Origin of the sequence: Saccharospirillum salsuginis, assembly GCF_014651855.1 — a bacterium.
GTDB classification, from domain to species: domain Bacteria; phylum Pseudomonadota; class Gammaproteobacteria; order Pseudomonadales; family Natronospirillaceae; genus Saccharospirillum; species Saccharospirillum salsuginis.
In genome coordinates, this window is record NZ_BMXR01000017.1 from 1 (window position 1) to 23,519 (window position 23,519).

Here is a 23,519-nt window from a genome sequence, read left to right on the forward strand (position 1 = left end):
GGTCGGGTGTGTAAGCGCTGTGAGGCGTTGAGCTAACCGATACTAATGGCCCGTGCGGCTTGGCCATATAACGCCCAAGGGGTGTTGGCGCCGTAACGCAAGACAAAGAATTGAACGACTTGGATCGCCGACGACGGAAAGCGCCGTCGGACAGACACTTGAGAAGAGACTTGATCAGTGCGAATTGGGTGTACTGCACCGGAACGGGAAAGCCATAGTGAGCGATCCTGAACCATACCGCAGTCACCAACCAGTTTGCTTGACGACGATAGAGCTGTGGAACCACCTGACTCCTTGCCGAACTCAGAAGTGAAACGCAGCCTCGCCGATGGTAGTGTGGGGTATCCCCATGTGAGAGTAGGTCATCGTCAAGCTTTTAATACCAACCCCCGGTACCGATAGGTATCGGGGGGTTTTTATGGTCACCGCTTCGGTTCGTCAGACGATGACCGACTCAACGAGTAGCGGAGCGCCGCCCGGGTCCTCGTAAAGCTTTTAATACCAACCCCGGACCAGAGATGGTTCGGGGTTTTTGCGTTGTGGGGTCGGGACATTGGCGTGCCGATGGAGTGTTCCGGCGCAGCGTGAGGTTCGATGGTGGGCATAACGCGCCCACCGTCACTCACCACCGCCTCAACCTACTCTGTGTTCTATTGAAGATGAACCTGAGGTTCAGTAATCTGAACCCGAGAATAGGTTGCCGATGATTCTACCTTTAGTTGTCTGTTCTATTATGATGCAGATTCAGTGAGCTTCTCCCGGTTTATATTTCCTTGAGATAGCTCGAGGGCTTGGCTTTGGTCGAGACAGCCTTTTCTCTCAGACTGCAACCCAAGTATATTAGGATTGACCAATTAAATACCCGGTAGCAGTAATCCAATCTAATAACTGAAAAGGATTGTCCGGATGGCCAATAAATTAATTCCCGCCCTTATGGCATTGTGTGCCCTGACCCTTTCACTTCCTGTTTATGCCTCGAACTTAGGTTTGCAATTTCAAACGGGTCGATATGCGATAGATTCGGAAGTGGCTGAGCGTGAGGGTATTGAGGATTCAGGTTTTTCCCTGGGTTTCGATGCTTACACTGTGCTGGCTAACCATGTTCGCTTAGGTGGCGGTTTTTTCACGGTATTCACGGAAGACCATGAGAGCTACAGCGTCATGGTCGAGGATCAAAATGGGAATGTCAGTGAGGCTGATAGCTCCGCAGCGGTTGGTTCCTTTTATGGTGAAGCGGGTTTAACTGCAAGACCACTTCCCTGGTTGGTCACTGATTTGACAGCTGGGTACGGTGTCGGTCTATCCACCCGTACCGTCAGTAACTGTATGGATTGTCCCGGCGAGAAGTTGGATGTTCCCATCGGTGCTTATATTAAACCCAGAGTCAGTTATGTTCATGCTATGACCGATGATGGTTATTTCAATATTGGCCTTGAATACGTTGGTTTCCTCGGGGAGTCGGGGATGGAAAACGGGATTATGCTGAACTTGGGTTTGTTTGTAGATTTCTAGGATTCCGCCAATTTCATTCGGCTGGACGTCAGGTCGCCATCATGCGACCTGACTTAAGCTGTGTTTGCTAATGATAGTCTCTGGAAGCGATTCTTGGTTCCTGGCTGGAGATAGCCTGCACCCCATCCATACTTTCGGCTATCACATGAATCACATCGTTGTCCCACGCCTTCTCCAGTAACCCCGTCACCTTCACCAGTTGCTCGGTCGTCAGCACCCTCATGAACTCAAGCGCCTGCCGACGCCAAACCACGACATTGATATTTCCCGTGTCATCTTCAAGCGTCACGAACGTCACCCCGGTCTTGGTTTTCGGGGCCTGACGGTTCACGATTACGCCAATCACCTGAATTGGAACCCTGACCCGGTCCGGTAATGTCAGGCCTTGTTCCTGGGCCAGCCGCGTCAACCTGTCCTGTTCTACCTTGGCCAGATCCAGCAGTTTATTCGCGGCGTGGGTATTCGGAATCTGTCGACTCTCGCGCAGCAATTGAATCAGATGCGGTCCGAGGCTCAGCCCCTGGCTGTCATAGTCTTCGACCAGGTTGGCCCAGGCATCGGGCGCGGGCAGTGCGTATTGCTCGGGCAGGGTCTCATCGAAGGCATCGCTCAGCAGTGGCGCCTGCAGGCGCAGCGCCGAGGTTTCCCAACGGGCCTGATGACGATGCTCGGTCAGATACTGGAAGGCATTGGCCGAGGCCAGGGCGTCGAGATCGCCGGTCGTGATGTCGGGCAGGCGTTCGAGTTCCTTGATGCGACGGTAGCCGGCCTCGGGACGATGTTGGACCAGGCTGCGCCCCGCCTCTTCACTCAAACCTTTGACGCGCCGGAAACCGAGACGAATGTCGGGATGGTCCCGGTCGCCTTCCAGACTGCTGTCCCAATCACTGGCGTTGATGTCGATCGGTAAAGCAGTCACACCGTGGCGCTGCACGTCCTGAACCAGTTGCGAGGCGGAATAAAATCCCATCGGCAGGCTGTTGAGCAGCGCGCAACAGAATGCAGCCGGATGATGGTACTTCAGCCAGGCGGAGAGGTACGCGATCAACGCGAAACCGGCGGCGTGGGATTCGGGAAACCCGTATTCGCCGAAGCCCTCGATCTGTCGATTGATGCGCTGGATAAACGTATCCGGATAGCCGTTGGCGCTCATGTTGGCGGTCAGTTGATCGCGCAGTTGGGTGATGTGCCCGGTTTTTTTCCAACTGGCCATGGAGCGGCGCAATTCGTTGGCCTGCTCCGAGGTGAAGTCGGCGGCCGTCATGGCCAGCGAGATGACTTGTTCCTGAAAGATCGGTACACCCAGGGTCCGTTCCAGAATCGGTATCAATGCGGGGTTGGGGTATTCGACTTTTTCCTGACCGACGCGCCGTTTGAGGTAGGGGTGGACCATGTCGCCGTGAATGGGGCCGGGCCGGACGATGGCGACCTGCACCACCAGGTCATAAAATTTCTCCGGCTTCAGTCGCGGTAACATGTTCATCTGAGCGCGGGATTCGATCTGGAACACGCCGACGGTGTCGGCTTGCTGGATCATGTTGAAGACGTCGGCGTCGGCCCGGTCGATGTTCTGGATCTTCAGGGTTTTTCCCTGATGCTCACGCACCAGGTCCAGCGTCTTGCGCACCGCGCTGAGCATGCCGAGGCCAAGCACATCTACTTTCATCAGACCCACGGCCTCCAGGTCGTCCTTGTCCCATTGAATGACGGTCCGGTCGGCCATGGTGGCGTTTTCGATCGGGACCAGGTCCGCAACCACCCCTTCGGTCAGGACGAAGCCACCCACGTGCTGCGACAAGTGACGCGGAAAGCCGTGGATCTGATTCAGCAACGATTTGAACAAACCGATCTGATGGTCGGACAGACCCATGCCGTCTTCGATGATCTCGTCGATCCAGTTCTTGCTGCGATAACGCCAGCCATAGTTTGCGATTTTCTGATTCAGCTGGTCGAGGTTCAGCCCGAGAACGCGACCGATGTCGCGCAAGGCGCTCTTGCGCTTGTAGGTGATCACGGTGGCGGCCAGGGCGGCTCGTTTACGGCCGTATTTTCGATACAGGTACTGGATCACTTCCTCGCGCCGCTCATGTTCGAAATCGACATCGATGTCCGGCGGTTCCTTGCGGCCGGCCGAAATAAACCGGTCGAACAGCAGCGAGGCTTCCTTCGGGTTCACTTCGGTGATGCCGAGGCAGTAACAGACGACGGAATTGGCGGCGGACCCCCGGCCCTGACACAGGATCTGTTGCGAGCGCGCGAACCGGACGATGTCGTAAACGGTCAGGAAATAGTGCTCGTAGCCCTTCTGCCGGATCATCGCCAATTCACGCTCGATGGTTGTTTCGAGCTCTTCGTTCAAGCCTTCCGGGAATCGTCGCCTGGCCCCCTGATACACCAGCAGTCGCAAATACTCCGGTGCCGTGTACTGGCCCGGCAGCACATCCTTGGGATAACGGTACTGCAGTTCATCCAGAGTGAAGTGACAACGCTCGGCGATGCGCATCGTCTCCGCCCGTTGTTCGTCGGTGTAGAGCGAACGCAACTTGTTGAAGGAGCGCAAATGGTTTTCCGCGTTGGGAAACAGGTGCGGCATGGCTTCGTGCAGTGTCAGGTTATGGCGGATGGCGGTCAGCGCATCCTGCAGATTCTTGCGATCCGGGTGGTGCATGTGCACATTGTTGGCGCAGACCGCCGGCACGTTACAGCGCTCGCCCAGCCGTTGGCTGTTGCGCGCCTCCTCAAAACCGGTGTTGGTCAGCAGGTTTTCCACCAAGACCCAGCAGCGTTCGGGGAAATAGTCTTTGAACCGAAGCAGGGAGGCTTCATCCTCGTCGATGTGCCGGGGCGACCAGAGACACAGGCAGTGATCGAGGGCCTGTCTGAAGTCCGCTTCGGTGACGCGGTAAGCGCCCTTTTCGCAGCGCCGCCGGGCTCGGGTGATCAACTGACACAACTGGCTGTAACCGGTCATGTCCGGAGCCAGCAGAATCACCAACTGGCCTTCGAAACGGAACTCGGCACCGATGATCAGCGTCATCGGTAGCTCGTGCGCATCAATCACCCGCCAGGCCTTGACCACCCCGGCGACCGAACATTCGTCGGTGATCGCCAGGGCCCGGTAACCCAATTCGTGGGCGCGCCATACCAGCTCTTCCGGGTGGGAGGCGCCGCGCAAAAAACTGTGGTTGCTGATGCAGTGCAACTCGGCGTAGGGAAAGGGGGCGGTCATGAAAACACCCCTTCGAGAAACCAGCGACGGTCGTCGTGGCGCGCCAGCCAGTGAAGTTGTTGATGCTGTCGGTGCCAGGCCCGGAAATAGTCCCGGCGGAAGGGGGCCGGTTGCAGCCAGTCCCCCGGCGCGATGCGTTCCGGTCCGCTGAGCCAGTCGTAATCCCCGGGACGGACCGCGACCGGTTCGGGCAGCAGGAACACCGGATGATGTCGGCTGAATGTCGCCGATTGAACGGACCGGTCGGCCTCGGTGGCCGGATCGAGCCGGCCGGCTTGCAGCGGTCGCGGATCGGCGCCGCACATCGGTGTGCGCACCCGGTCGTGCCCCAGGCGCGAGACCAGCAGGGACAGCAAACGGTCGGCGTCGGCCGCGGGGTAGGCCGTGCCCAGCAGATCCCCGGCCTGACCGGCATCCGCATGGAAACGGTGGGCGCGCACCAGCACCGCGAGCACCGGGGCCGGCAGCGGCTGGCGTTCCAGCGCCAATCCCACCAGGTGCTGCCACTCCTGCGCCGTCTTGGCGCCGCGTACCGCCTGAACGTGCAGCCGGGTGGGCGGCTGTTCGCGATGCTCCAGTTTCAGGTGCAGACTGTCGATGCTCTGCTGACGGGCCTGCAGATAGGCCTCCAGGGTGACCAGCAAGCGTTTGACCGGGAACAGCAAGCCATCGGCCTGGGTCGCCTCGTGCAGCAATTCCAGGCGCTCGTTGAAATGCGGGGGCAAGGTGAACCGTTGCCCCAGGGCATCCGGCTGTTCCAGGGCGTTCAGGTGGCGCACCATCTCCGGGCCGAAGCGATAACCCAGTTCGGCCCGGGGGGCACGGCGCAGTTGGGCATAGGTGGTCAGCCCCATTCGGGTCAGTTTGGCGGGGTCCTTGATCGGTAAGTCGAGCGCGTCGACCGGCAACGGGTCGAGTTCGGCGCGGATCCGGACGGCATCCTGGCTGAACAACGCGATCCTGTTCCGGGCCAGCAGCCGCGCCGCCAGGGCGGTGTGCCCGGTGGCGCAGTGGTAGCGGTAGCCACTGCGGTGCAGGTGCGCCCACAGCTGTTCCAGGAAGGCGTCGAGCCCACCAAACAACCGCAGCATGGAGCCGATTTCCAGTAACATGCCCGACGGCGGGCACAGGCGGATGTCGGCGCACAACCGATACAGCACCAACGCCAGCCGGCCCAGTTGCTCGCGTTCGAGCTGGGCGTCGTACTGGGCGATCTCGACCGACTCGAGCAGGCAGTAGGCGGTGTTGGTGCTCATGCCTTCGCGAACGCCGAGCGCTGTGGCCGCGGCATTGCATTGCAGGACCGACTGGCCGTTCCCGGCCAGCAGCAATTGCGGCGGCCGCTGCGGGTCATCCGGCCCGAACCAGGCTTCGAGCGCCAGCGCCGGGAACTCGATGAACAGCCAAAGGCGCCGTGTACTATCCATGGCCCCCCGCTCCTTCGCCGAACAACGGCAACGGCAGTTCAATGTCCTGCACCGGCCAACCGGCCCGGCGTTTCAGAATGTCCACACACGCACGCTCCGGTCCGGGCGAGGTCAGCCGCAGCCTCAATGCGGCCACCGACGGGGCCGACTCGAACCGTGCCGGGCGCAGCAGAAACACAGGAATGCGCCCTTTCTCCGCCGCCAGTTGCAAGCGGCGCATCCGCGCCTTGTCGAGCTGTTCCACCCAGGCCACCACGGCCTGGCTGCCGCCGGTGTTCAGGCATTGCTCCAGGCTCCACAGCAGGTCGTCCGCCCCCCGGGTCTGACACACCAGCATGCGGTCGAGCGCCAGCCCCCACTGGGCCAGACCCGGCCCGTAGGGCTGAAAGGGCGGGTTGAACCAGACCTGCCAGCGGCTGTCGTTCCGGCTCAATTCCGACAGGGCGGGCAGCAACAGGCGCAGCTCGCCCTGACCGGGACGATGAACCAGGATCTCGGTGACGGCGCCGAGAGGCCAGCCGCCGCCGGGCAATTCGGTATCCAGGGCGGCATGGCCGCTGGGCTGGGCTTGTTGGCGGGTGCGGCGCCAATCGTGGCCGGTCCAGACCTGGCCATTCCGGGTCAGTTCATGCAACAAGGTCATGGTGTGGGGACTGCTCGATACTGTATGTATGTACAGTATAATCAGAGTCGAAAGGGATGCCAGTGACGGTTGGTATCGGTCTGTATCCGGTGCCAATCTTAGGTGCTGTGGCTGGTTTTTCACGGCTGGGTGGTCTTGGTTATCCGGAACACGTACCCGGGCTGGGTGATGCTCTTCCAGGGACCGCTATAAACCCATCCCTGGGCGCTTAGCTTCGGCATCCTGCCTCAGATGTCCCCTACAGAGCATCACCCACCCCGGGTACTCACCCATGCAGTCACATTCCTACCATACCATCTGCCAAGAACCCTAAGCAGACACGGATTCCCAGCAGCCAAGCCGTGCAAAACCAATCACTTACCTCAGCCCGGATGCCACCAAACTCCCTCCGGACCCGATCAGCAACGCGAACGCCAACCGCCGCATCCAGAGCTCGGGCAGTGGCGGCCCAAAACGTTTGCCGATGAGGGTGCCGGTGGCGACCACGGGCAGGCCGAGCAGAGCGGTGATGATCAAAGCCGGGGTGACATCGAGATAGGGCAGGGCCATGGGTAGGCGGATGATCGATGTCGCGGTGAAGGTCATCAGCAGGGTCAGGCGCACGCGCAATAACGGTAACGGTTGGCGATACATAAGGAAGGCCAGCGGTGGGCCATAGGTGGCGAACAGGCCGCCGAGCACTCCGGCCAGGGCACCCATGGAGGCGAAGGTCCAGGAGCGGGATACTCTGGGTTGCGGGTGGGGTTTCCACATCATCAACAGGCAACTGGCGATGATGGTGGCGCCGAGTATCAGCTTGAGGGTGCCGACGTCTTCGGCGCTGAATCGGGCCAGCAGCCAGAGGCCAAGTCCGGTCAGCGGGATTGCCGTGGCGAGCATGGCGAACAGGGCCGGCTTGTAGACGTGGTGGGTGTGGCCGCGCAGGGCGATGCCGGTGTTCAACAGGCTCAGCGCACTGGTGACGAAGGCGGCGAATTCGAGTGAGACCAGGCCGAACGCCGAGGTCAGACCCATGACCACAAGGCCGAAGGCGAAACCGGTGACGGTCTGGATGTAACTGCCCAGGAAGAAGATGCCGAGCAGGGGCAACAGAAGAATCGGATCCATTGATTAATGTTATCAGATTTGGAGGTGGCTGAACCCGCACCGGCGGCCGGGTAAACCTATTCGGGTGGTGCGACACATCGCTCGTCGTGTACCCGTCCATGGGGGCTTGGCGGCCGCCATCCCCGAATAAGCCTACCCGGTAGCCGGTGCTGGCCATCCGAGAAGTCAGAAACCAGAGTCATCGCATTCAGATGAGAGAAGTGAACTGAAAGAGATTCAACTGAAACGCAGTGTTCAACCGTCGGGCAGGAGCGCGCCAATGTCGGTGTGCTGGGAGACCAGTTGTTCCAGCGCTCCCGGATTGATCAGCTGGTAGAGACGGTCCTCTTTTTCGAAAGTGCCCTGGATGTAGCCGCCGGCCATGTTGGTGTCCATGTTGTCGACATCGAAATACTGCACGCCTTCTACCTTGGTGACGGCGAATCCGATGCGGGATTCGGAAAAGTCGAGCACCAGCATGAAACTGGGGTTTTCCATGACGCCGTAGCCGGTCATTTCCAGCAGGTCGATCACCGCCAACGTCTCGCCCCGCAGGCTGACCAACCCCATCACGCCGATGGCCTCGCTCGGTACCGGGTGCAGCGGCTGCCAGGGCACCACTTCCTTGATCATGGTGGCGGGGAAGGCGAGGGGTTCCGAGTCCAGCTGTACCACGACCCACATTTCATTCGACATAATGACTGGCTCCTGAAGCCCAAAACGGACCGTTGAACAGACGTTGCTACCCGAATAAGCCTAGACAGCCCTGGTTCGGTGCGCAACAGCGATGCTCTTTGTATCGTCCGTTGGATGAAAAATTGAAGGATTCTGATAGCCTTGCGGCCCTGACGCGAGGACCCTCATGCCCCTGACCGACGAACAACAGGCCATTATCCGGCATCCGGACGGGCACGCCCGCATCGTCGCCGTGGCCGGATCCGGCAAGACGGCGACGTTGACCGCCTATGTCTCCCGTCGCCTGCGCGATGGTGTGAACCCGCGTCGCCTGCTGGTGCTGATGTACAACAAGGCCGCCCAGCAGGATTTCTCGCGCCGGCTGCAGCAGCAGAACCGGGCGTCCGGGCTGAGCCTGCCCGAAGTGCGCACCTTTCACTCCCTGGGCTACCGCATTTACCAGCGCCTGGTCAGCGACGGCGATCTGCCGCCGTTCGACCGCAACCTGATGAACGATGCCCAGGTCGAACCGATGGTCTGGCGACTGTTGCGCGAGCTGGCGGATGACGAACAGGCGGAAGACATCCTTAATCGCAAGAAAAAATGGGTCGAGCCGGCGCTGTCCTATTTCGAACTGGTCAAAAGCAATCTGGCGAGCCCCACCGCTGTGTTCGAGCAGAGCGGATTGCCGTCGCAGTGCCGGATCTTCATCGAGGCGTTCGAGCGGTTCGAGGCCTGGCGCTCGGACCATCGTCGTGTCACCTTCGCCGACTTGCTTTACGACCCGGTGCGCTGTCTGAATGGCGACCCGGCCATCGCCACTCGCTTCGCCGGACACATGGAAGAGATCCTGGTCGACGAATTTCAGGACATCAACCCGATCCAGCAACGCCTGCTGGAAATCCTGCACGGCGATCGCGGCCAGGTCATGGCCGTGGGCGATCCGGACCAGACCATCTACGAGTTCCGGGGCTCCGAGCCCGCCTTGTTGACCGAAGGGTTCACCGAAGCGTTCAACGACGTGCGGGATTACCAACTGAGCTGGACCTTTCGTTACGGTCATCACCTCAGTCTGCTCGCCAACCAACTGATGGGTGCGGCCGACGATCCGGTCGCCGTACGCACGCTGTGCCTGTCCTATCCCGATACGCCAATGACACGAGTGGAACAGGTGCGCAGCGACGACTGTGCCAGCGCCGCCCTTGGGCTGATCCAGCAGTGGCGCCAACAGCGGCCGTTGGCCGATATTGCTGTTCTTAACCGGCTCTGGGCGAACAGCGCGCGTCTGGAACTGCTGTTACTGGCGGCCGATGTGCCCTATCACCTGGACCACCACCAGACCGTGCTGGAACGCTACGAATTGCAGGGCTTTTGGGTCTTGCTGGATCTGGCCAGCGGCACCTTCACCCAATACGACAATGAGACTCGCCGCCAGGCCTGGCGCACCCTGCTGACCCAGCCGTATCTGAAGATCCGCAAAGTCGTGGTCGACGATCTGGTCGAGCGTCTCAAGGGCGTGTCTACCGAGGCGGGCCGTCATTTGCGCAACGCCATCCCGGAAAGTTTGTCGGCGTTCCAGGCCGATCAACTGCTCGAACGCGCCCGCTTGCTGGACAAGGCCGAACGTGCCAGGTGCATGGCCACCGAATTGGTCAGCGGCTGGATCCGTGTCACCGACTATTACAACGCCCTCAAAGACAGCGCCTTCTCCGCCCAGCAGGTCGACGACCAGATCGCCACCGTCAAAGCCTTCGCCCAGTTTGTCGCCGCGCAGGACTGGCCGGCGGCGGAGGCCGGCGACCGGTTGCGTCAACTGCAACAGCATCGGGCCGGGCGCGGCCAGGACGGGGTCCACATCACCTCCATCCACAAGGCCAAGGGCCGCGAATGGCCGGTGGTTCTGATCCCCGAGCTGAACGCCCGCTTCTTCCCCTACCATCCCGAAGGCGATCTCAGCCGTCCGACCTCGGACGCCAGTGAACGCCGGCTGCTGTATGTCGCGATGACCCGCGCGCGGGAGCAACTGGTGTTGTTGACGCCCGCGGACCGCAGCGACAACCCGGACAGCCCTTTTCTCGCCGATCTCGCCTGGGACGACTGTCTCGCCCTTTCCCAGGCCATTAACCAGAACCGCTCCGCTGTGGGACTGACCCGAAACCTGGATCCGGACCGCACCGAAAGCTACCTGCGCGCCATTCAGTGTTCGCTGACCATCGACTGGCGCGACCCGCCCAAAGATACCCGTTCACCGAAGGATGCCCTCAGCGACGAACCCATCCGGGTGCGCCACGCCCGGTTTGGCGCCGGGCGGGTGCTCAGCCAGGACGAACACCGCCTGACCATCCGCTTTCTCAAGGACGGTGATATACGCCAGTTCGACCGGGCCACGGTGGCTCCCTTGCTGGAATGGCTGAGTTGAGGTCGATCCGCACCGACCCCGCATTCGTATAAGGACAGTCAATCAAACGAGGAGTGGAACAGTGTGGAAACGCATTATAGGTCTGGTCACAGCCTTCGCTCTTGTCGGATGCAGTTCCGTGCGGGTCAGTGACTATCAGGGTCGTGAACCCGAGTTCGACCCCGAAGAGTTTTTCAATGGCACCCTGGTGGCCGAGGGGGTGGTGTTGAGCCGGGGCGGCAAGGTGAACCGGTATTTCACCGCCACCATCGATGCGCGATGGGACGATCAGTCCGGCGTGCTCGATGAAGTCTTTCAGTGGAACGACGGCGAACGCCAAACCCGGATCTGGCGTTTCGAGCGGGTTGGACCCCGGCATTTTCAAGGCACCGCCGGCGATGTCGTCGGTACGGCCGACATGCGCTATGAGGGCAGCGCCGTCAACATGGCATACGTCCTTGAGGTGCCGTTGTCCAACGGCCGGACGATCCAGGTCAAGATGGACGATTGGCTCTATCAAACCAGCGACAATACCTTGATCAACGTTACCGAGATGACCAAGTTCGGTTTTCGGATTGGTGAGGTTGTGCTGACCATGCGCCGACTGTGAACGGTTTGCCAGCAAGCCGTCAGTAAACTGAAAAATTCCGGGGCGGATCAGGTCCCGCCCCGTTGAAACCCCTGTCCGCTGTTCCTATTTTCTGGTTCGTCGTGCCTGCCTCGGTCGGCATTCGAGCGGACCTCCCTGTCCCTGCTCGACGCACGACAAAGCCGCTGCCCCGGTTCGGGATTCCTCAGCGACTTTGATATCCGCAGTGCCTGCCCAGGTGTTGCGAACGATAGAACTGAACAACGACAACCCATCTCATCCAAAGGGAGAGATCGCTATGCTTGAATGCCAGAGCGTCACGCGTCGCTTTGCATCCTTCACGGCGGTGGATTCGGTGAGTTTCCGGGTGGAGCCGGGCGAAATCGTCGGCCTGCTCGGTCACAACGGGGCCGGTAAGACCACCATCATGCGTATGATCACCGGAGCGCTGGAACCCTCATCGGGCCAGGTCACGCTCGACGGCCTGGACATGCAACGCCACAGCCTCGAACTGCATGCCCGGATCGGCTACCTGCCGGAACAACTGCCGCTCTATCCGGAAATGACCATCGTCGAATACCTCGACTACTGCGCCGGCCTGCGTGGCATCGATAACCGGCGAGAACGCAAAGAGGCCGTGCAGCGGGTGGTGTACGACACCCAGCTGGAAGACAAACTGACCAGTCCCATCCAGACCCTCTCCCGCGGCTACAAGCAACGCGTCGGCGTTGCCCAGGCCCTGTTGAACAATCCCAAGCTGCTGGTTTTGGACGAGCCGACCAACGGCCTCGATCCGGAACAGACCCGACACATGCGCGACCTGATTCGCCGCCTTGGTCAAAGCGCCACCGTTATTCTGTCCACGCACATTATGCAGGAAGTCAACGCCGTCTGTGACCGGGTGCTGATGCTCCAGCAAGGCCGGTTGACCCTGGATGAGCCGATCGCCGAGCTGGCCGATCGCGCGGTACTGCACGTTCAGTGCGGCGACCCGAAACGTGCGTTGGAACGGATCGAATCGATGGCCGGCATAGACCGGACAACCCTGACCGACACCGGGTTGCGACTGGCGCTGGCACACACGGCCGATCGCCGACAACTGGCCGCGCAGGTCAGCCGCACCCTGGTGAACGACGGCATCGACCTGTATCAGATCGCCGGCGAACAACGCGATCTGGAACAGCTCTTTTTCGAAGCGACCGACACCGAACCCCGGGCCGCTCAACCGAAGAAGGAGGCAGCAACCGATGTGGCTTAAAGGAACCGTGCAGATCGCCCGCAAAGAACTGGGCATCTTCTTCGCCTCGCCGTTGGCCTATTTATTCCTGGGTGCCTTCGCACTGATCAACGTCTTTATCTTTTTCTGGGTCGAAGCCTTCTTCGCCCGTAACATCGCCGACGTGCGCCCCCTGTTCGAGTGGATGCCGGTGGTGTTGGTCTTCCTCGCCGCCGCGCTGACCATGCGCAGTTGGAGCGAAGAGCGCCGTACCGGCACGCTCGACCATGTGTTGACCATGCCGGCGCGCAGTGTCGCCTTCGTGTTCGGCAAATTTCTCGCCGCCTGGTCCTTGCTGCTTATGGCGCTGGTGCTGACCTTGCCGATCCCGGTCATGGTCGGTGCCGTCGGCGAGCTTGACTGGGGACCGGTCTGGGCCGGGTATCTGGCGACCGCGTTGCTCGGAGCGTTGTATCTGGCCATCGGCCTCGCCGTCAGCGCCCGTACCGACAACGCCATCGTATCCCTGTTGCTGACCACGGCTGTGGCCGGCGCTTTCCTGCTGATCGGTCATCCGCTGCTGACCAGCCTGGTGCCGACGAATCTCGCCGACGGGATGCGGCTGATCGGCAGCGGTTCCCGGTTCGAGTCGATCACGCGCGGCGTCATCGATGCGCGCGACCTGTATTATTACCTGGGCCTGACCGGGGTCTTCCTGGCCTACAACGTCTACACGCTGGAACAGGTACGCTGGGACAAGCAGGCGCACCAGACCCAGCACGGCCGCTGGCGAGTGGGCATCGGCCTGCTGGTGGCGAACCTGCTGCTGGTCAATGTCTGGCTGCAGCCGACTCACGCATTGCGTGTCGACACCACCGAAGGCAACCTCTATTCGATATCCGACACCACCCGCCAGACCCTGGCCCGGCTGGACGAACCGCTGGAGCTGCGAGGCTATTTCAGCGCCAAGACCCATCCCCTGCTGGCGCCGCTGGTGCCGAGATTGAAAGACTTGCTGCGGGAATACGGTGCCCTCGGTGGTGACCCGGTTAAAGTGCAATTGATCGACCCGACCGAGGAGCCCGAACTCGAACAGCAAGCCAACCAGACCTACGGCATCGAGCCGGTTCCCTTTCAAGTGGCCGACCGACACCAGTCGTCGGTGGTCAGTTCCTACTTCAACGTCTTGGTCAAATACGGCGACGAGCACCGGGTGCTCGGCTTCGACGACATGATCGAGGTGAAACAGGGCCGGAACGACCTGAACGTGCGCCTGCGCAATCCGGAATACGACCTGACCCGGGCGATCAACTCCGTGTTGGAAAGCTATCGGGCCGGCGGTGAGATTTACCCGCTGCTGGACGAACGCGTGACCCTGACGGCCTATGTATCCCCGGATGACACCCTGCCGGACGCCCTGGTCGACTTCCGCGCCACGCTGGAAGACACCGCCGGCGAGATGGCCGACGCCTCGAACGGTAAACTGAACGTCGAGGTCCGCAACCCCGAAGCCGACGGTGGCCGGCTCGCGCAACAGATCCGGCAGGACTACGGCTTCCAGCCCATGGTCGCCGGACTGCTCGATCCACAGCCGTTCTACTTCTACCTGATGCTCAGCGACGGCAATCAGAACGTCCAGGTACCCTTGCCGGACGACCTCTCCGAAAATGCCCTGCGCGACGGACTGGAAGCCGGGCTGGAACGCTTCGTCACCGGTCTGACCGAGACAGTCGGCCTGGTCACACCGTCACCGGGCGCCAACCCCTATGCGGCGCAACGCGGCGGCAAGCGGTTTACTCAACTGCGCCAGGCGTTGACCGAGAATTACAGCGTGCGGACCCTCCAGCTCGACAACGGCCAAGTGCCGGCCGCCATCGACCTGCTGATGGTGATGGCGCCCGAGGTGCTGAGCGAAAAAGCCGTCTTCGCCATCGATCAATACCTGATGCGCGGCGGACGCGTCGTCCTGGCGACCGGCCCGCAATCGATCCGGTTGTCGCGGCAGCAACTGTCGGCCAGCGCGCACGACTCCGGACTGACGGATTGGCTCAGTGGGCAAGGCATCTCAGTCAGCGACCAACTGGTCATGGACCCGCAAAATTCCGCCTTCCCGGTACCGGTCATCCGCGAGGTCAACGGCATGCGCTTCGAGGAACTGCGCATGTTGAACTACCCGTATTTCATCGACGTTCGCGGCGAAGGTCTAGCCGATCATCCGGTCACTTCCAACCTGGGGCGGCTGACCGTTCCCTGGGCCGGTGCGGTTCAGTACCAGGCGCCGCAGTCCGAAGCGGATGAATCCACCGGTGCCCTGTCCGTCACACCCCTGGCCCAGAGCTCCTCGAGAGCCTGGCTCGGCTCGGCCAACCAGGTCATGCCGCGTCTGAACGCCAGCGGCGACGTGACCTACACACCGGCCGAGACCACCGAGCGGTATCCGCTGATCGTCTCGCTCACCGGTCAGTTCCGTTCGCATTTCGCCGGGCAGGATTCGCCCTTGCTGGAAGCGGAAACCGAGACGACCGAAGAGAGCAGCGAGGGGTCCGAGGCCGCGGAGTCGGCGGATACCCAGCCGACCATCGGTACCGTGATCGAGCGTTCGCCTGAATCCGCCCGCTTGATCGTCATCGGCTCGAACGACTTCGCCGAAGACACCGCCCTGCAAATGGCCGGCGCCGCCCAGGGCACCCAACTGACCGGCGAAATCGACTTCCTGACCAACCTGGCCGAATGGTCGCTCGACGACAGCGGGCTGATGAGCATCCGCTCCGGCGGCGAATACAACCGCACCCTGCCCGCCATGAGCGAAGACAGCCAGCGTGCCTACGAATACGCCACTTATGGCGCCGCGCTCGTGCTGCTTGCCGCGCTCATCGTCATCCAGCGCTGGCGCCGCCGTCAGCGTTTGCATCAACTGACCCAGTGGGCCTAAGGAGGACCGACCGATGTTCAACCGATTCAACCAGGGACTGCTCGTCGCGTTTGTCCTGCAGCTCCTGCTTGTCGCCGTCGTTCAGGGCAATGTTCTATGGAACGACGACGGTATCGATACCGAACCCCTGCTCGCCTTCGAACGCGAGCAGGTCACCGAAGTGCGCATCGACGACCACAGCGGCGACACCGAACGCAGCCTCACCCTCGTCCGCCAGGACGACCGCTGGTGGCTGGAACGCAACGGCCAGCGCTACCCGGCAAGCTCGGCCACCGTCGACACCGTTCTCGGTCCCCTGGCCGAGGCTCAACTGACCTGGCCGGTCGCCGACAGTGGCACCGCCGCCGAACGCTTCGAAACCGCCGACGACAACTACCAGCGCCGCTTGGCGCTGGTCACCGACGGCGGCGATAAACAGCACCTCTACTTCGGTACCTCTCCGGGGTACCGCCAAGTGCATGTGCGTCGCGGTGACCAGGCCGACGTGCACTCGATTCAACTGAACGCGGTCGACCTCAACGCCAAGGCCGACGCCTGGCTGGATCGCGGTTTATTGCAGGTCGATCTTGAGCCAGTCACCGAAGTGGCACTGGGGGAACGGTCCGTCCAGCGTCGGGAGGATGGTTGGCGATTGGCCGATGATGCCGACGCGAACCTGGACCAGGGTGCCTGGAAGGACTGGCTGCGCAAATGGTCCACTCTGACTGTCAGCGGCTGGGTGGATGAGGAGCTAGAAACCCAATTGGCCGACGCTGAACCCGCTTTGACCGTTGAATTTGGTGGCGCGGAACCGATGCAAGTGGCCCTGTACCACCAGGACGGCACCTACGCCATCCAGCGCAGTGACGTGCCCGGGTATTTCCGGGTGGCGAATGGTGTGGCGCAAGGATTGGTGGACGTTGATGGACTGTGGGTGGCCGTTGGGAAGGATGAGGCCTCGATCACCGAATGAGGCGGGGTGTGATTGTTGGATTACGGCCTTCGGCCTAATTCAACCTACTCCTAGGGTGGGCACTGCCCACCATGGATGGGAACGGGCCACGGAATGCCGTGATTTAATCCACTTTTATCGGATATGGGTGGATTTGCGGTTGCTCTGACCCTTTTGGTGGGCCGTGCCCACCCTACAGGTGCCAGGAACATGGGTATGCATCCACAATTCCGAGTGCCGGCTGGGTGGGGTGCCCCTGCAGGGATGTCCGCAGCATGGATGCTGCGGTCAAGCTTACATGGACGTATTCACAGCGACCCTGCAGGGGCACCCCGCCCAGCCGGTACGGGCCCTTGGCACCCACGCAAGCCCTGCCACCTCAAACTATGGGCACCCAAGCCATCCAACCCCCAAGCACTGTAAAACCCAAACAGACTCTGGCTTAATACGCCCCTCACATTCGATGCTCGGGAGAGAAACCACATGTTGTTAGCCTGGTTGGCTGTCATCGCCGGATTGGCCCTGCTTGTCTGGAGTGCCGACCGCTTTGTCGACGGCGCCTCCGCCACCGCCCGATACGCCGGTATGTCACCGCTGCTCATCGGTATGGTCATCGTCGGCTTCGGCACCTCCGCTCCCGAACTGGTCGTTTCCGCCATCGCCGCGCTCGATGGCAACCCCGGCCTCGCCCTCGGCAACGCCTACGGCTCCAATATCACCAACATCGGCCTCGTGGTCGGTCTGGTCGCCGTGCTGTCACCCATCCAGGTGCATTCCAGGATCATCACCAAGGAACTGCCGATCCTGCTCGCCATCACCGTGCTGTCCGGCTGGTTCCTGCTCGACAACCAACTGACCCGGGTCGACGCCACGGTCCTGTTGATCGTCTTCTTTGTCATCATGGGCTGGTCCATCTACCAGGGCAGCAAAGGCGGTGATGACATCATCGGCGTCGAAGTGACCGCCGAGCTCGATTCCCACCCCATGTCGCTCAAAGTCGCGCTGACCTGGCTCGTCGTCGGTCTGATTCTGTTGGTCATCAGTTCGCGCCTGTTGGTCTGGGGCGCCGTCATCATCGCCCAGAGCCTCGGCGTCAGTGATCTGATCATCGGCCTGACCGTCGTCGCCATCGGCACCTCCCTGCCGGAACTGGCGTCCTCGCTGGCCGCCATCCGCAAGAACGAACACGACCTCGCACTCGGCAACGTCATTGGCTCCGGCCTGTTCAACACCCTGGCCGTCGTCGGCATCGCCGCCGGTATTTCGCCGCTGGCGACCGACCCCGAAGTACTGACGCGTGACTGGATCGTCATGACCGGCCTGACCATCGCACTCCTGGTCATGGGGATCGGGCTGAAAGGCCGCCAGGGGCGTATCAATCGGATCGAGGGCAGCCTCCTGTTGATTGTCTACGCGCTCTACACTGGCTATCTGGTTCAACTGGCGTTGACTTAAGTCAGGGCAATACCTAAACACACTGTCTAAATTATGGCGAAACCCTGAAAAGCTGACTAAATTTTAGTCACTGGTCCGAGTTCCCGGTACCAATTTTCGGCGGAGGGTTCGTCATGAAGTTTTCAACCATCGGTGGGCGGTTGTTATTGATTCCGGCTCTGTGTCTGCTCGGGCTGGTTCTGATCGGCTGGGTGTCGGTGTCCAGCCTGGAACGCAGCCTGATGGAAGGGCGGGAAGCACGGGTCGTGGCCGTGGTCGAACTCGCCCAGGGCCTGGTCGATTTTCATCAGGACCAGGTCGCCGCCGGCGCCTACGACCGCGAAGAGGCGCAGCAGCGGGCCAAGGACGCCATCCGCGAATTGCGTTACTCGGGTACCGAGTACATCTGGATCAACGATCTGGGCCAACCGCATCCGCGCATGGTCATGCATCCCACCGTGCCGAGTCTCGACGGCCAGGTGCTCAGCAGCTCCAACTACAACTACGCCACCCTGGCCCGCAGCCTGGATGGCGACTTCGAACAGCGCCTCGACAACAAGAACCTCTTTGTCGCCTTTACCGACCTGGTGCAACGCGAAGGCAGCGGTTTCGTCGAATACCAGTGGCCCAAACCTATCGAAGGCGGCGGCGTGACCGAAGAGAGGTACACCAAGTTGTCCTTCGTAACCAAAGACGATCAGTGGCAATGGGTCCTCGGATCCGGCATCTATGTGGACGACGTACGCTCCGCTTTCATGTCCCAGTTGCTGAGCGTCGGTACCGTTGTGCTGCTGGTTGTGGCCGCCATTCTGGCGTTGTCGCTCTACACTCGTCGCTGGGTCCTGTCCAAACTGGGTGGCGAGGTCGATGATACCGTTGCCATCATGAACCGTATGGCCACGGGCGACTTCAGCGTCGACATCGAGCTGCGCGAAGGCGACGACAGCAGCCTGATGGCGGCGGTCAGCCGGATGACCGACAACCTGCGCGATCTGATCGGCACCCTGACCGGGTTGTCCGGCTCGCTGGCCGAACAGTCCTCCACCCTGGCGTCCTCCGCCGAGCAAACCCAAGAAGTTCTGGGGCGCGTCCAGGGTGAAACCGCCCAGGTGGCCACGGCTGTACACCAAATGTCCACAACAACCGGCGATGTCGCCCAGAACGCCACCTCGGCCGCGAAGTTCACGCGCGAAGCCGACGAAGAAGTCGGCGAGGGGTCCCGTGCGGTGGAATCCACCATCGAGGCGATGGAAGCGCTGAACACCAGCATCACCGAACTGGCCGGTGTACTCGATAAACTGGCCTCCGGCGGCGAGGAAATCGGCGTGGTGACCGAAGAGATCGGCGGCATCGCCGAGCAAACCAACCTGTTGGCGCTGAACGCGGCGATCGAAGCCGCCCGCGCCGGTGAACAGGGCCGGGGCTTCGCCGTGGTGGCCGATGAAGTGCGCAAGCTGGCCAGCCGTACCCAGGATTCGACCCAGGAGATCAGCGAGAAGATCGGCCGGGTTCAGGAAGGCTGCGAGCAGGCGGTGAGCAGCATTCAGCAGGGCCAGGCACAGGCGTCGAAAACCATCGAACAGGCGGGACTCTCCGGCCAGGCACTGTCGGGCATTCGTCAGTCGATGACGACCCTGACGGACATCAACACCCAGTTGGCGAGCGCGGCCGAACAAATGGCGGCGGTGTCCAACGACGTGAACCGCAACATGGACAGCATCGCGCAGGCGATCGAGCAGACAACGGCGGATGCGAATCGGATCTCCGAAGCGAGTCAGTCGCTGCAGACCATGGCGGACGAGTTGTCGCACCGGTTGCACGAATACCGGCTCTGATCACCGGAGCCCACGAACAAGGGACGGGAAGCCGGCGACCCTGGACGGGCGTCGGCTTCTTTTTTTCGGGAACCGGGTAGCACCAATCCAGGGTGGGCACTTGGGGGGCAGTAGGTTGGATTAGGATCGAAGATCCGTAATCCAACAACGTGGTTCATGGCACGACCCGTCAGTTAACTCTTGGCCGCCAACAAGGCCCCGGCCCCGATCATGATCGACCCGGCTGTCCGGTTCAGCCGTCGCATGGCCTTGGTGGAACGGGCATAGACCCGAACGCGGGACGCGCCCCAGGCGATCAGCATCAGACCCAGCATCAAGGCGGCGACCGTGAGGCCGCCGGCGAGCACGATGTCGCCGGTGGAAAGGCTGGACAGATCCATGAACGTCGGCAGGAAGGCGACGTAGAACAGAATCACTTTGGGGTTGGAAGCGGAAATCAGAACGCCCTGCACCAGACTGCGCAGCGCACCGCTGCGGGGAGCGGCGTTGTCGAAGTCGGTGTTCACCGGACTGGTCCACATTTTCCAGCCGAGGTAGAGCAGATAGGCGGCGCCGGCCAGGCGAATGACAGTGAACACCTCGCTGTAGTGGGTCGCCAGCGCCGAGAGACTGAAACAGGCGAGGACCAGATAGACCAGGTCGCTGATCACCATGCCGAATGCGAGCGGGGTGCAGGCGAGGGCGCCCCGGGTGAGGGCTCGCGCCAGGATAGCGAAGATGCCGGGCCCCGGAGTGATACTGAAAATGAAAATGGCGATGAAGAAGGTCAGGCTGCTTTCGATTGTCATGGCGACGTCCCCGGGGCGCGAACAGGCGCTATTGTCTCAGGTTTCGGTGGTGCCGGGGAAGAGGCGTCGACGGAAGCGGTCTCAGGCGCCAAGCGTTTGGTGTAAATGGCTAAATCGAACGTCCATGCAGGGTGGAAAACGCCATAATCCGTGCGGTTGCGGCTTGGCATGATTCCTGTAAGGCCCAATATAGACCTTACAGCCTCATTTTTGGGAGCAACACCTGATGGCCTACTATCGATACGACGACTATGATCCTTATCCGAGACGCCGACGCGGCTTCTGGGCAACGCTGTTTCGCCTGGCGGTCATCGCTGTGTTGGTGGTCTTTGCCCTCAGCGGCGCCTTATGGTTGCTGGGCATCGCCCTGGGACTGGTGTCCACACTGTTTGTACTGGCGCTGATGGCCGCCCCTTTTCTGTTCCTGGTCTGGCTGATCTGGATCGTCTGGGTGGTCATACTGGGCAAATAGGGCTTAAAACCGCCAAACGGTTGGCAAAATACACCTTTGGGGGCACTTAAACCGTTTGGTTAACCTCTGTAAGGCGCTACACTGTAAAGAGTTTATCAATAGTCGACCCACAGAGCCGATGGTGATCAAGGACAGAATTCAAACACTGGGCTGGGTGCTGACCCTGGCACTGGCCCTTACAGGATGCAATCTGGAAAGCGTCAGCGACACGCCCGAAGCGGAGCTGACCTATCCGGAGATGCCGTTGCGTGCGCGTGAACACTCCAGCTTCGGCATCGTAGACCACAGCCCCGTCGACGGCGAGCGGAACCAGTCGCTGGTGCGCGACGTCATGGTCAGCTTCGACGCCCCGCTGTTGATGGAAACCATCACCGACGACACCGTTCGGCTGTGGCGGGACGACACCCGGGTGAACGCCGCCGTCGTCTACGTGGCCGACACCCACACCATTCGTCTGTTGCCCGAACAGTCCCTGCAGCCGGATCAACACTACCGAGTCGAGCTGACCCGGGAACTGATGTCCAACACCGGCGAGCCCTACGGGGGCGCGGACTGGTCCTTCACCACCGCCGGCCAGATCGGCCAAACCTCACAGGAAACCCTCGATCGCTGCGTCACCCCGGAGCGCCAGGCCCTGCTTGAAGCCGTGAACGAGGCGCGACAAACCGCCCGTCAATGCGGCAACCAAACCCTGCCGCCGGCTCCGCCCCTGACCTACCAATGCGCCCTGACCGACATCGCCCAGAGCCATGCCGACGCCATGGCCGAACAGTCGCTGCTGAGTCATTACTCCAGCGACGGTACCACCCTGCCGCAACGGGCCGACGCGCACGGCTACGACTGGCAAGCCCTGGGCGAGAACATCGCCCGCCTCAGCTCGACCGATGCGGACAAGGTCGTCGATGGTTGGCTGGCCGAGACGATCCCCTGCGACACCCTGATGAACCCCGACTACAGCCACATCGGCCTCGGGCTGGCGTTCGACGACAAAGGCCGCGCCTACTGGGTTCAGGACCTCGCCAAACCGGCCTCGGGTCCGCGGGACGATTGATCGGCGGATCAGTCGCCATATCCTCCCTGCGTCTGTCGTGCCTCCCGGGCCATATCCAGCCGGAGCAGGAGTTCACCGCCTTCTTCCCGTCGGACCGTTTGCCAATGCCGGTCGCTTATAGCACCTTCCAGAGCATAGAGAAGATTAAGAGAGAGTTTGAATCCCAGCTCTTCCACGTCGAGAAAGGTCTCAACTGAACCTCGAGATCGCAACTCATCAACGGTAGTAATACCGGCATTAGCCAACCATTCCGTAGATTTGGGACCGAGATTCAGAGCTTTGAGCGCCATGGGGGTGTACCCGTTAAAGAGTTATTGAAAGGGCTAGCGTTCGGAGGTGGGGTGCAGGTCCTGCAGGGGAGTCCGCAGCAGGACCGGTTTGTTGCTCCTGCAAAACCGGCACTTCCGCCATCCATGGCGGTCGGCTGCTGCGGCCTAGCTTACATGGATGTATTCACAGCGACCCGGCAGGGCCTGTACCCCACCTCCGAAGGCGGGTTATGAACACTGAATTACTATTGGCCACGGGATAGCTGATTCGACCACAGTCAGTAACAGTAACGCACCGGATGCGCCTGATTCTGGAAACTGAAGAAAGCGTTATCGGAAACCTGGACCGTGACTTTCGCCTGGAACCGGAAACTCGCCGTATCGACCTGAAAATTCAGATCATCCTGCGCTCGCGCCAAACCGGCCTTGAACGGCGGCCGCCAATCCACATCGTAGGTCTCCCACAGCGTCACCTCCACCGGGATCTGACCGTTCAAATCCGCCTGCGCCGCATTGTTGATCTGGCGCATCAGACTGCCCAGCTTCAGCTCGATTTCCGTATCGCCGCTGCTCAGACTGCGATTCAACGTCCAGCTCTCATCCCCACACCAGGCGGTAAACGACCAACCGCGCGGACGATCCGTCTCGCCTCTCACCGACAGCGTCAGCTCATCGTTGCGATCGAACAACTTCCCGCGAATCGACGACGTCCCGCTCAACCGAACCGGCTCCCCGATCGGCAACGTCATCTCCGCAAACCCCGGCAACACCAACCGGTACGGACCCAGGTCCGGATCCAGTTCCAACCCGTAGCGGCCGTCTTTTACGCCCCGGTTCAGCGTCAGCACCTCACCACCACTCGTCACCAATTCAGGCCGGTTCGACTCCGCATCCACACGCCGATCCCAGAACCCCGTCTTGAAGGTCGTATCCAGATCCACCCGATTCGGCCGATGACGATAATCCACCGTCACCTCCAACTCCTCGGGGTCCACCTTCTCGATTGGCACCGCACTGCATCCCACCAGCGTT

18 protein-coding genes and 1 rRNA gene are annotated in these 23,519 nt (G+C 61.2%); 11 read left to right on the plus strand and 8 right to left on the minus strand.

The window, feature by feature from the left end; translation table 11 throughout:
* Positions 1 to 258 precede the first annotated feature (258 nt).
* Together rrf and IE111_RS22655 are read left to right on the plus strand one after the other, a co-directional pair.
* A 5S ribosomal RNA gene (gene rrf / locus IE111_RS22650) occupies positions 259 to 374 on the plus strand.
* Positions 375 to 906: 532 nt separating this feature from the next.
* The gene (locus IE111_RS22655; protein WP_189613207.1) at positions 907 to 1,512 is read left to right on the plus strand and encodes a hypothetical protein; all 606 of its coding nucleotides are present in this window, start codon (positions 907 to 909) and stop codon (positions 1,510 to 1,512) included.
* Positions 1,513 to 1,579: 67 nt separating this feature from the next.
* Here the strand turns inward: IE111_RS22655 and IE111_RS22660 are convergent, their stop codons facing one another.
* The 5 genes from IE111_RS22660 to IE111_RS22680 form a co-directional block, all read right to left on the minus strand.
* Entirely contained in the window at positions 1,580 to 4,741 is a 3,162-nt protein-coding gene (locus IE111_RS22660) for an error-prone DNA polymerase (protein WP_189613209.1), read from the minus strand.
* Positions 4,738 to 6,168, minus strand: coding sequence for a Y-family DNA polymerase (locus tag IE111_RS22665; protein WP_189613211.1), 1,431 nt, complete (start codon positions 6,166 to 6,168; stop codon positions 4,738 to 4,740). The genes IE111_RS22660 and IE111_RS22665 overlap by 4 nt, the downstream gene beginning before the upstream one ends.
* The gene (gene imuA, locus IE111_RS22670) at positions 6,161 to 6,811 is read right to left on the minus strand and encodes a translesion DNA synthesis-associated protein ImuA (RefSeq protein WP_189613214.1); all 651 of its coding nucleotides are present in this window, start codon (positions 6,809 to 6,811) and stop codon (positions 6,161 to 6,163) included. Before imuA ends, IE111_RS22665 begins: the two co-directional genes overlap by 8 nt.
* Before the next feature lie 357 nt (positions 6,812 to 7,168).
* Positions 7,169 to 7,918, minus strand: coding sequence for a sulfite exporter TauE/SafE family protein (locus IE111_RS22675; RefSeq protein WP_189613215.1), 750 nt, complete (start codon positions 7,916 to 7,918; stop codon positions 7,169 to 7,171).
* A gap of 234 nt (positions 7,919 to 8,152) precedes the next feature.
* Positions 8,153 to 8,593 carry a chemotaxis protein CheW gene (locus tag IE111_RS22680; RefSeq protein ID WP_189613217.1) on the minus strand — a complete coding sequence of 147 codons (441 nt, stop codon included), beginning with the start codon at positions 8,591 to 8,593 and terminating at the stop codon, positions 8,153 to 8,155.
* Positions 8,594 to 8,759: 166 nt separating this feature from the next.
* Between IE111_RS22680 and IE111_RS22685 the strand changes: the two genes are divergently transcribed.
* The 7 genes from IE111_RS22685 (at position 8,760) to IE111_RS22715 (ending at position 19,907) form a co-directional block, all read left to right on the plus strand.
* On the plus strand, positions 8,760 to 10,991 hold the full coding sequence (locus IE111_RS22685) for an ATP-dependent helicase (protein WP_189613219.1): 2,232 nt from the start codon (positions 8,760 to 8,762) through the stop codon (positions 10,989 to 10,991).
* A 61-nt stretch (positions 10,992 to 11,052) separates the two neighbouring features.
* Positions 11,053 to 11,580 (plus strand): DUF3833 domain-containing protein, encoded by a 528-nt coding sequence (locus IE111_RS22690; protein ID WP_189613221.1) that lies wholly within the window; start codon positions 11,053 to 11,055, stop codon positions 11,578 to 11,580.
* Positions 11,581 to 11,857: 277 nt separating this feature from the next.
* A complete protein-coding gene (locus IE111_RS22695) occupies positions 11,858 to 12,817 on the plus strand; it encodes an ABC transporter ATP-binding protein (protein ID WP_189613223.1) in 960 nt (319 codons plus the stop codon).
* Positions 12,807 to 15,707 carry a Gldg family protein gene (locus IE111_RS22700; RefSeq protein ID WP_189613225.1) on the plus strand — a complete coding sequence of 967 codons (2,901 nt, stop codon included), beginning with the start codon at positions 12,807 to 12,809 and terminating at the stop codon, positions 15,705 to 15,707. The genes IE111_RS22695 and IE111_RS22700 overlap by 11 nt, the downstream gene beginning before the upstream one ends.
* A 13-nt stretch (positions 15,708 to 15,720) precedes the next feature.
* Positions 15,721 to 16,659: a DUF4340 domain-containing protein gene (locus IE111_RS22705; protein ID WP_189613228.1), complete on the plus strand. Its 939-nt coding sequence runs from the start codon at positions 15,721 to 15,723 to the stop codon at positions 16,657 to 16,659.
* A gap of 462 nt (positions 16,660 to 17,121) precedes the next feature.
* Entirely contained in the window at positions 17,122 to 18,093 is a 972-nt protein-coding gene (locus IE111_RS22710) for a calcium/sodium antiporter (protein ID WP_189613230.1), read from the plus strand.
* Positions 18,094 to 18,206: 113 nt separating this feature from the next.
* A complete protein-coding gene (locus tag IE111_RS22715) occupies positions 18,207 to 19,907 on the plus strand; it encodes a methyl-accepting chemotaxis protein (RefSeq protein ID WP_189613232.1) in 1,701 nt (566 codons plus the stop codon).
* Between the two features lie 173 nt (positions 19,908 to 20,080).
* Here the strand turns inward: IE111_RS22715 and IE111_RS22720 are convergent, their stop codons facing one another.
* Positions 20,081 to 20,695, minus strand: coding sequence for a LysE family translocator (locus IE111_RS22720; protein ID WP_189613234.1), 615 nt, complete (start codon positions 20,693 to 20,695; stop codon positions 20,081 to 20,083).
* Between the two features lie 226 nt (positions 20,696 to 20,921).
* Between IE111_RS22720 and IE111_RS22725 the strand changes: the two genes are divergently transcribed.
* Positions 20,922 to 21,167, plus strand: a complete 246-nt coding sequence (locus IE111_RS22725) for a hypothetical protein (protein ID WP_189613236.1) — start codon at positions 20,922 to 20,924, stop codon at positions 21,165 to 21,167.
* A gap of 121 nt (positions 21,168 to 21,288) precedes the next feature.
* On the plus strand, positions 21,289 to 22,218 hold the full coding sequence (locus tag IE111_RS22730; protein ID WP_189613238.1) for a CAP domain-containing protein: 930 nt from the start codon (positions 21,289 to 21,291) through the stop codon (positions 22,216 to 22,218).
* A gap of 8 nt (positions 22,219 to 22,226) precedes the next feature.
* Here the strand turns inward: IE111_RS22730 and IE111_RS22735 are convergent, their stop codons facing one another.
* Both IE111_RS22735 and IE111_RS22740 read right to left on the minus strand, forming a co-directional pair.
* Positions 22,227 to 22,508: a TfoX/Sxy family protein gene (locus IE111_RS22735; RefSeq protein ID WP_189613240.1), complete on the minus strand. Its 282-nt coding sequence runs from the start codon at positions 22,506 to 22,508 to the stop codon at positions 22,227 to 22,229.
* Positions 22,509 to 22,765: 257 nt separating this feature from the next.
* On the minus strand, positions 22,766 to 23,497 hold the full coding sequence (locus tag IE111_RS22740) for a hypothetical protein (RefSeq protein WP_194523978.1): 732 nt from the start codon (positions 23,495 to 23,497) through the stop codon (positions 22,766 to 22,768).
* Positions 23,498 to 23,519 lie beyond the last annotated feature (22 nt).

Excerpts from the sequence above, each read along its gene's own strand:
- IE111_RS22655 (WP_189613207.1), top strand. The coding sequence starts at position 907 with ATGGCCAATAAATTAATTCCCGCCCTTATGGCATTGTGTGCCCTGACC.
- IE111_RS22660 (WP_189613209.1), bottom strand. The coding sequence starts at position 4,741 with ATGACCGCCCCCTTTCCCTACGCCGAGTTGCACTGCATCAGCAACCAC.
- IE111_RS22665 (WP_189613211.1), bottom strand. The coding sequence starts at position 6,168 with ATGGATAGTACACGGCGCCTTTGGCTGTTCATCGAGTTCCCGGCGCTG.
- imuA (WP_189613214.1), bottom strand. The coding sequence starts at position 6,811 with ATGACCTTGTTGCATGAACTGACCCGGAATGGCCAGGTCTGGACCGGC.
- IE111_RS22675 (WP_189613215.1), bottom strand. The coding sequence starts at position 7,918 with ATGGATCCGATTCTTCTGTTGCCCCTGCTCGGCATCTTCTTCCTGGGC.
- IE111_RS22680 (WP_189613217.1), bottom strand. The coding sequence starts at position 8,593 with ATGTCGAATGAAATGTGGGTCGTGGTACAGCTGGACTCGGAACCCCTC.
- IE111_RS22685 (WP_189613219.1), top strand. The coding sequence starts at position 8,760 with ATGCCCCTGACCGACGAACAACAGGCCATTATCCGGCATCCGGACGGG.
- IE111_RS22695 (WP_189613223.1), top strand. The coding sequence starts at position 11,858 with ATGCTTGAATGCCAGAGCGTCACGCGTCGCTTTGCATCCTTCACGGCG.
- IE111_RS22700 (WP_189613225.1), top strand. The coding sequence starts at position 12,807 with ATGTGGCTTAAAGGAACCGTGCAGATCGCCCGCAAAGAACTGGGCATC.
- IE111_RS22705 (WP_189613228.1), top strand. The coding sequence starts at position 15,721 with ATGTTCAACCGATTCAACCAGGGACTGCTCGTCGCGTTTGTCCTGCAG.
- IE111_RS22710 (WP_189613230.1), top strand. The coding sequence starts at position 17,122 with ATGTTGTTAGCCTGGTTGGCTGTCATCGCCGGATTGGCCCTGCTTGTC.
- IE111_RS22715 (WP_189613232.1), top strand. The coding sequence starts at position 18,207 with ATGAAGTTTTCAACCATCGGTGGGCGGTTGTTATTGATTCCGGCTCTG.
- IE111_RS22720 (WP_189613234.1), bottom strand. The coding sequence starts at position 20,695 with ATGACAATCGAAAGCAGCCTGACCTTCTTCATCGCCATTTTCATTTTC.
- IE111_RS22725 (WP_189613236.1), top strand. The coding sequence starts at position 20,922 with ATGGCCTACTATCGATACGACGACTATGATCCTTATCCGAGACGCCGA.
- IE111_RS22735 (WP_189613240.1), bottom strand. The coding sequence starts at position 22,508 with ATGGCGCTCAAAGCTCTGAATCTCGGTCCCAAATCTACGGAATGGTTG.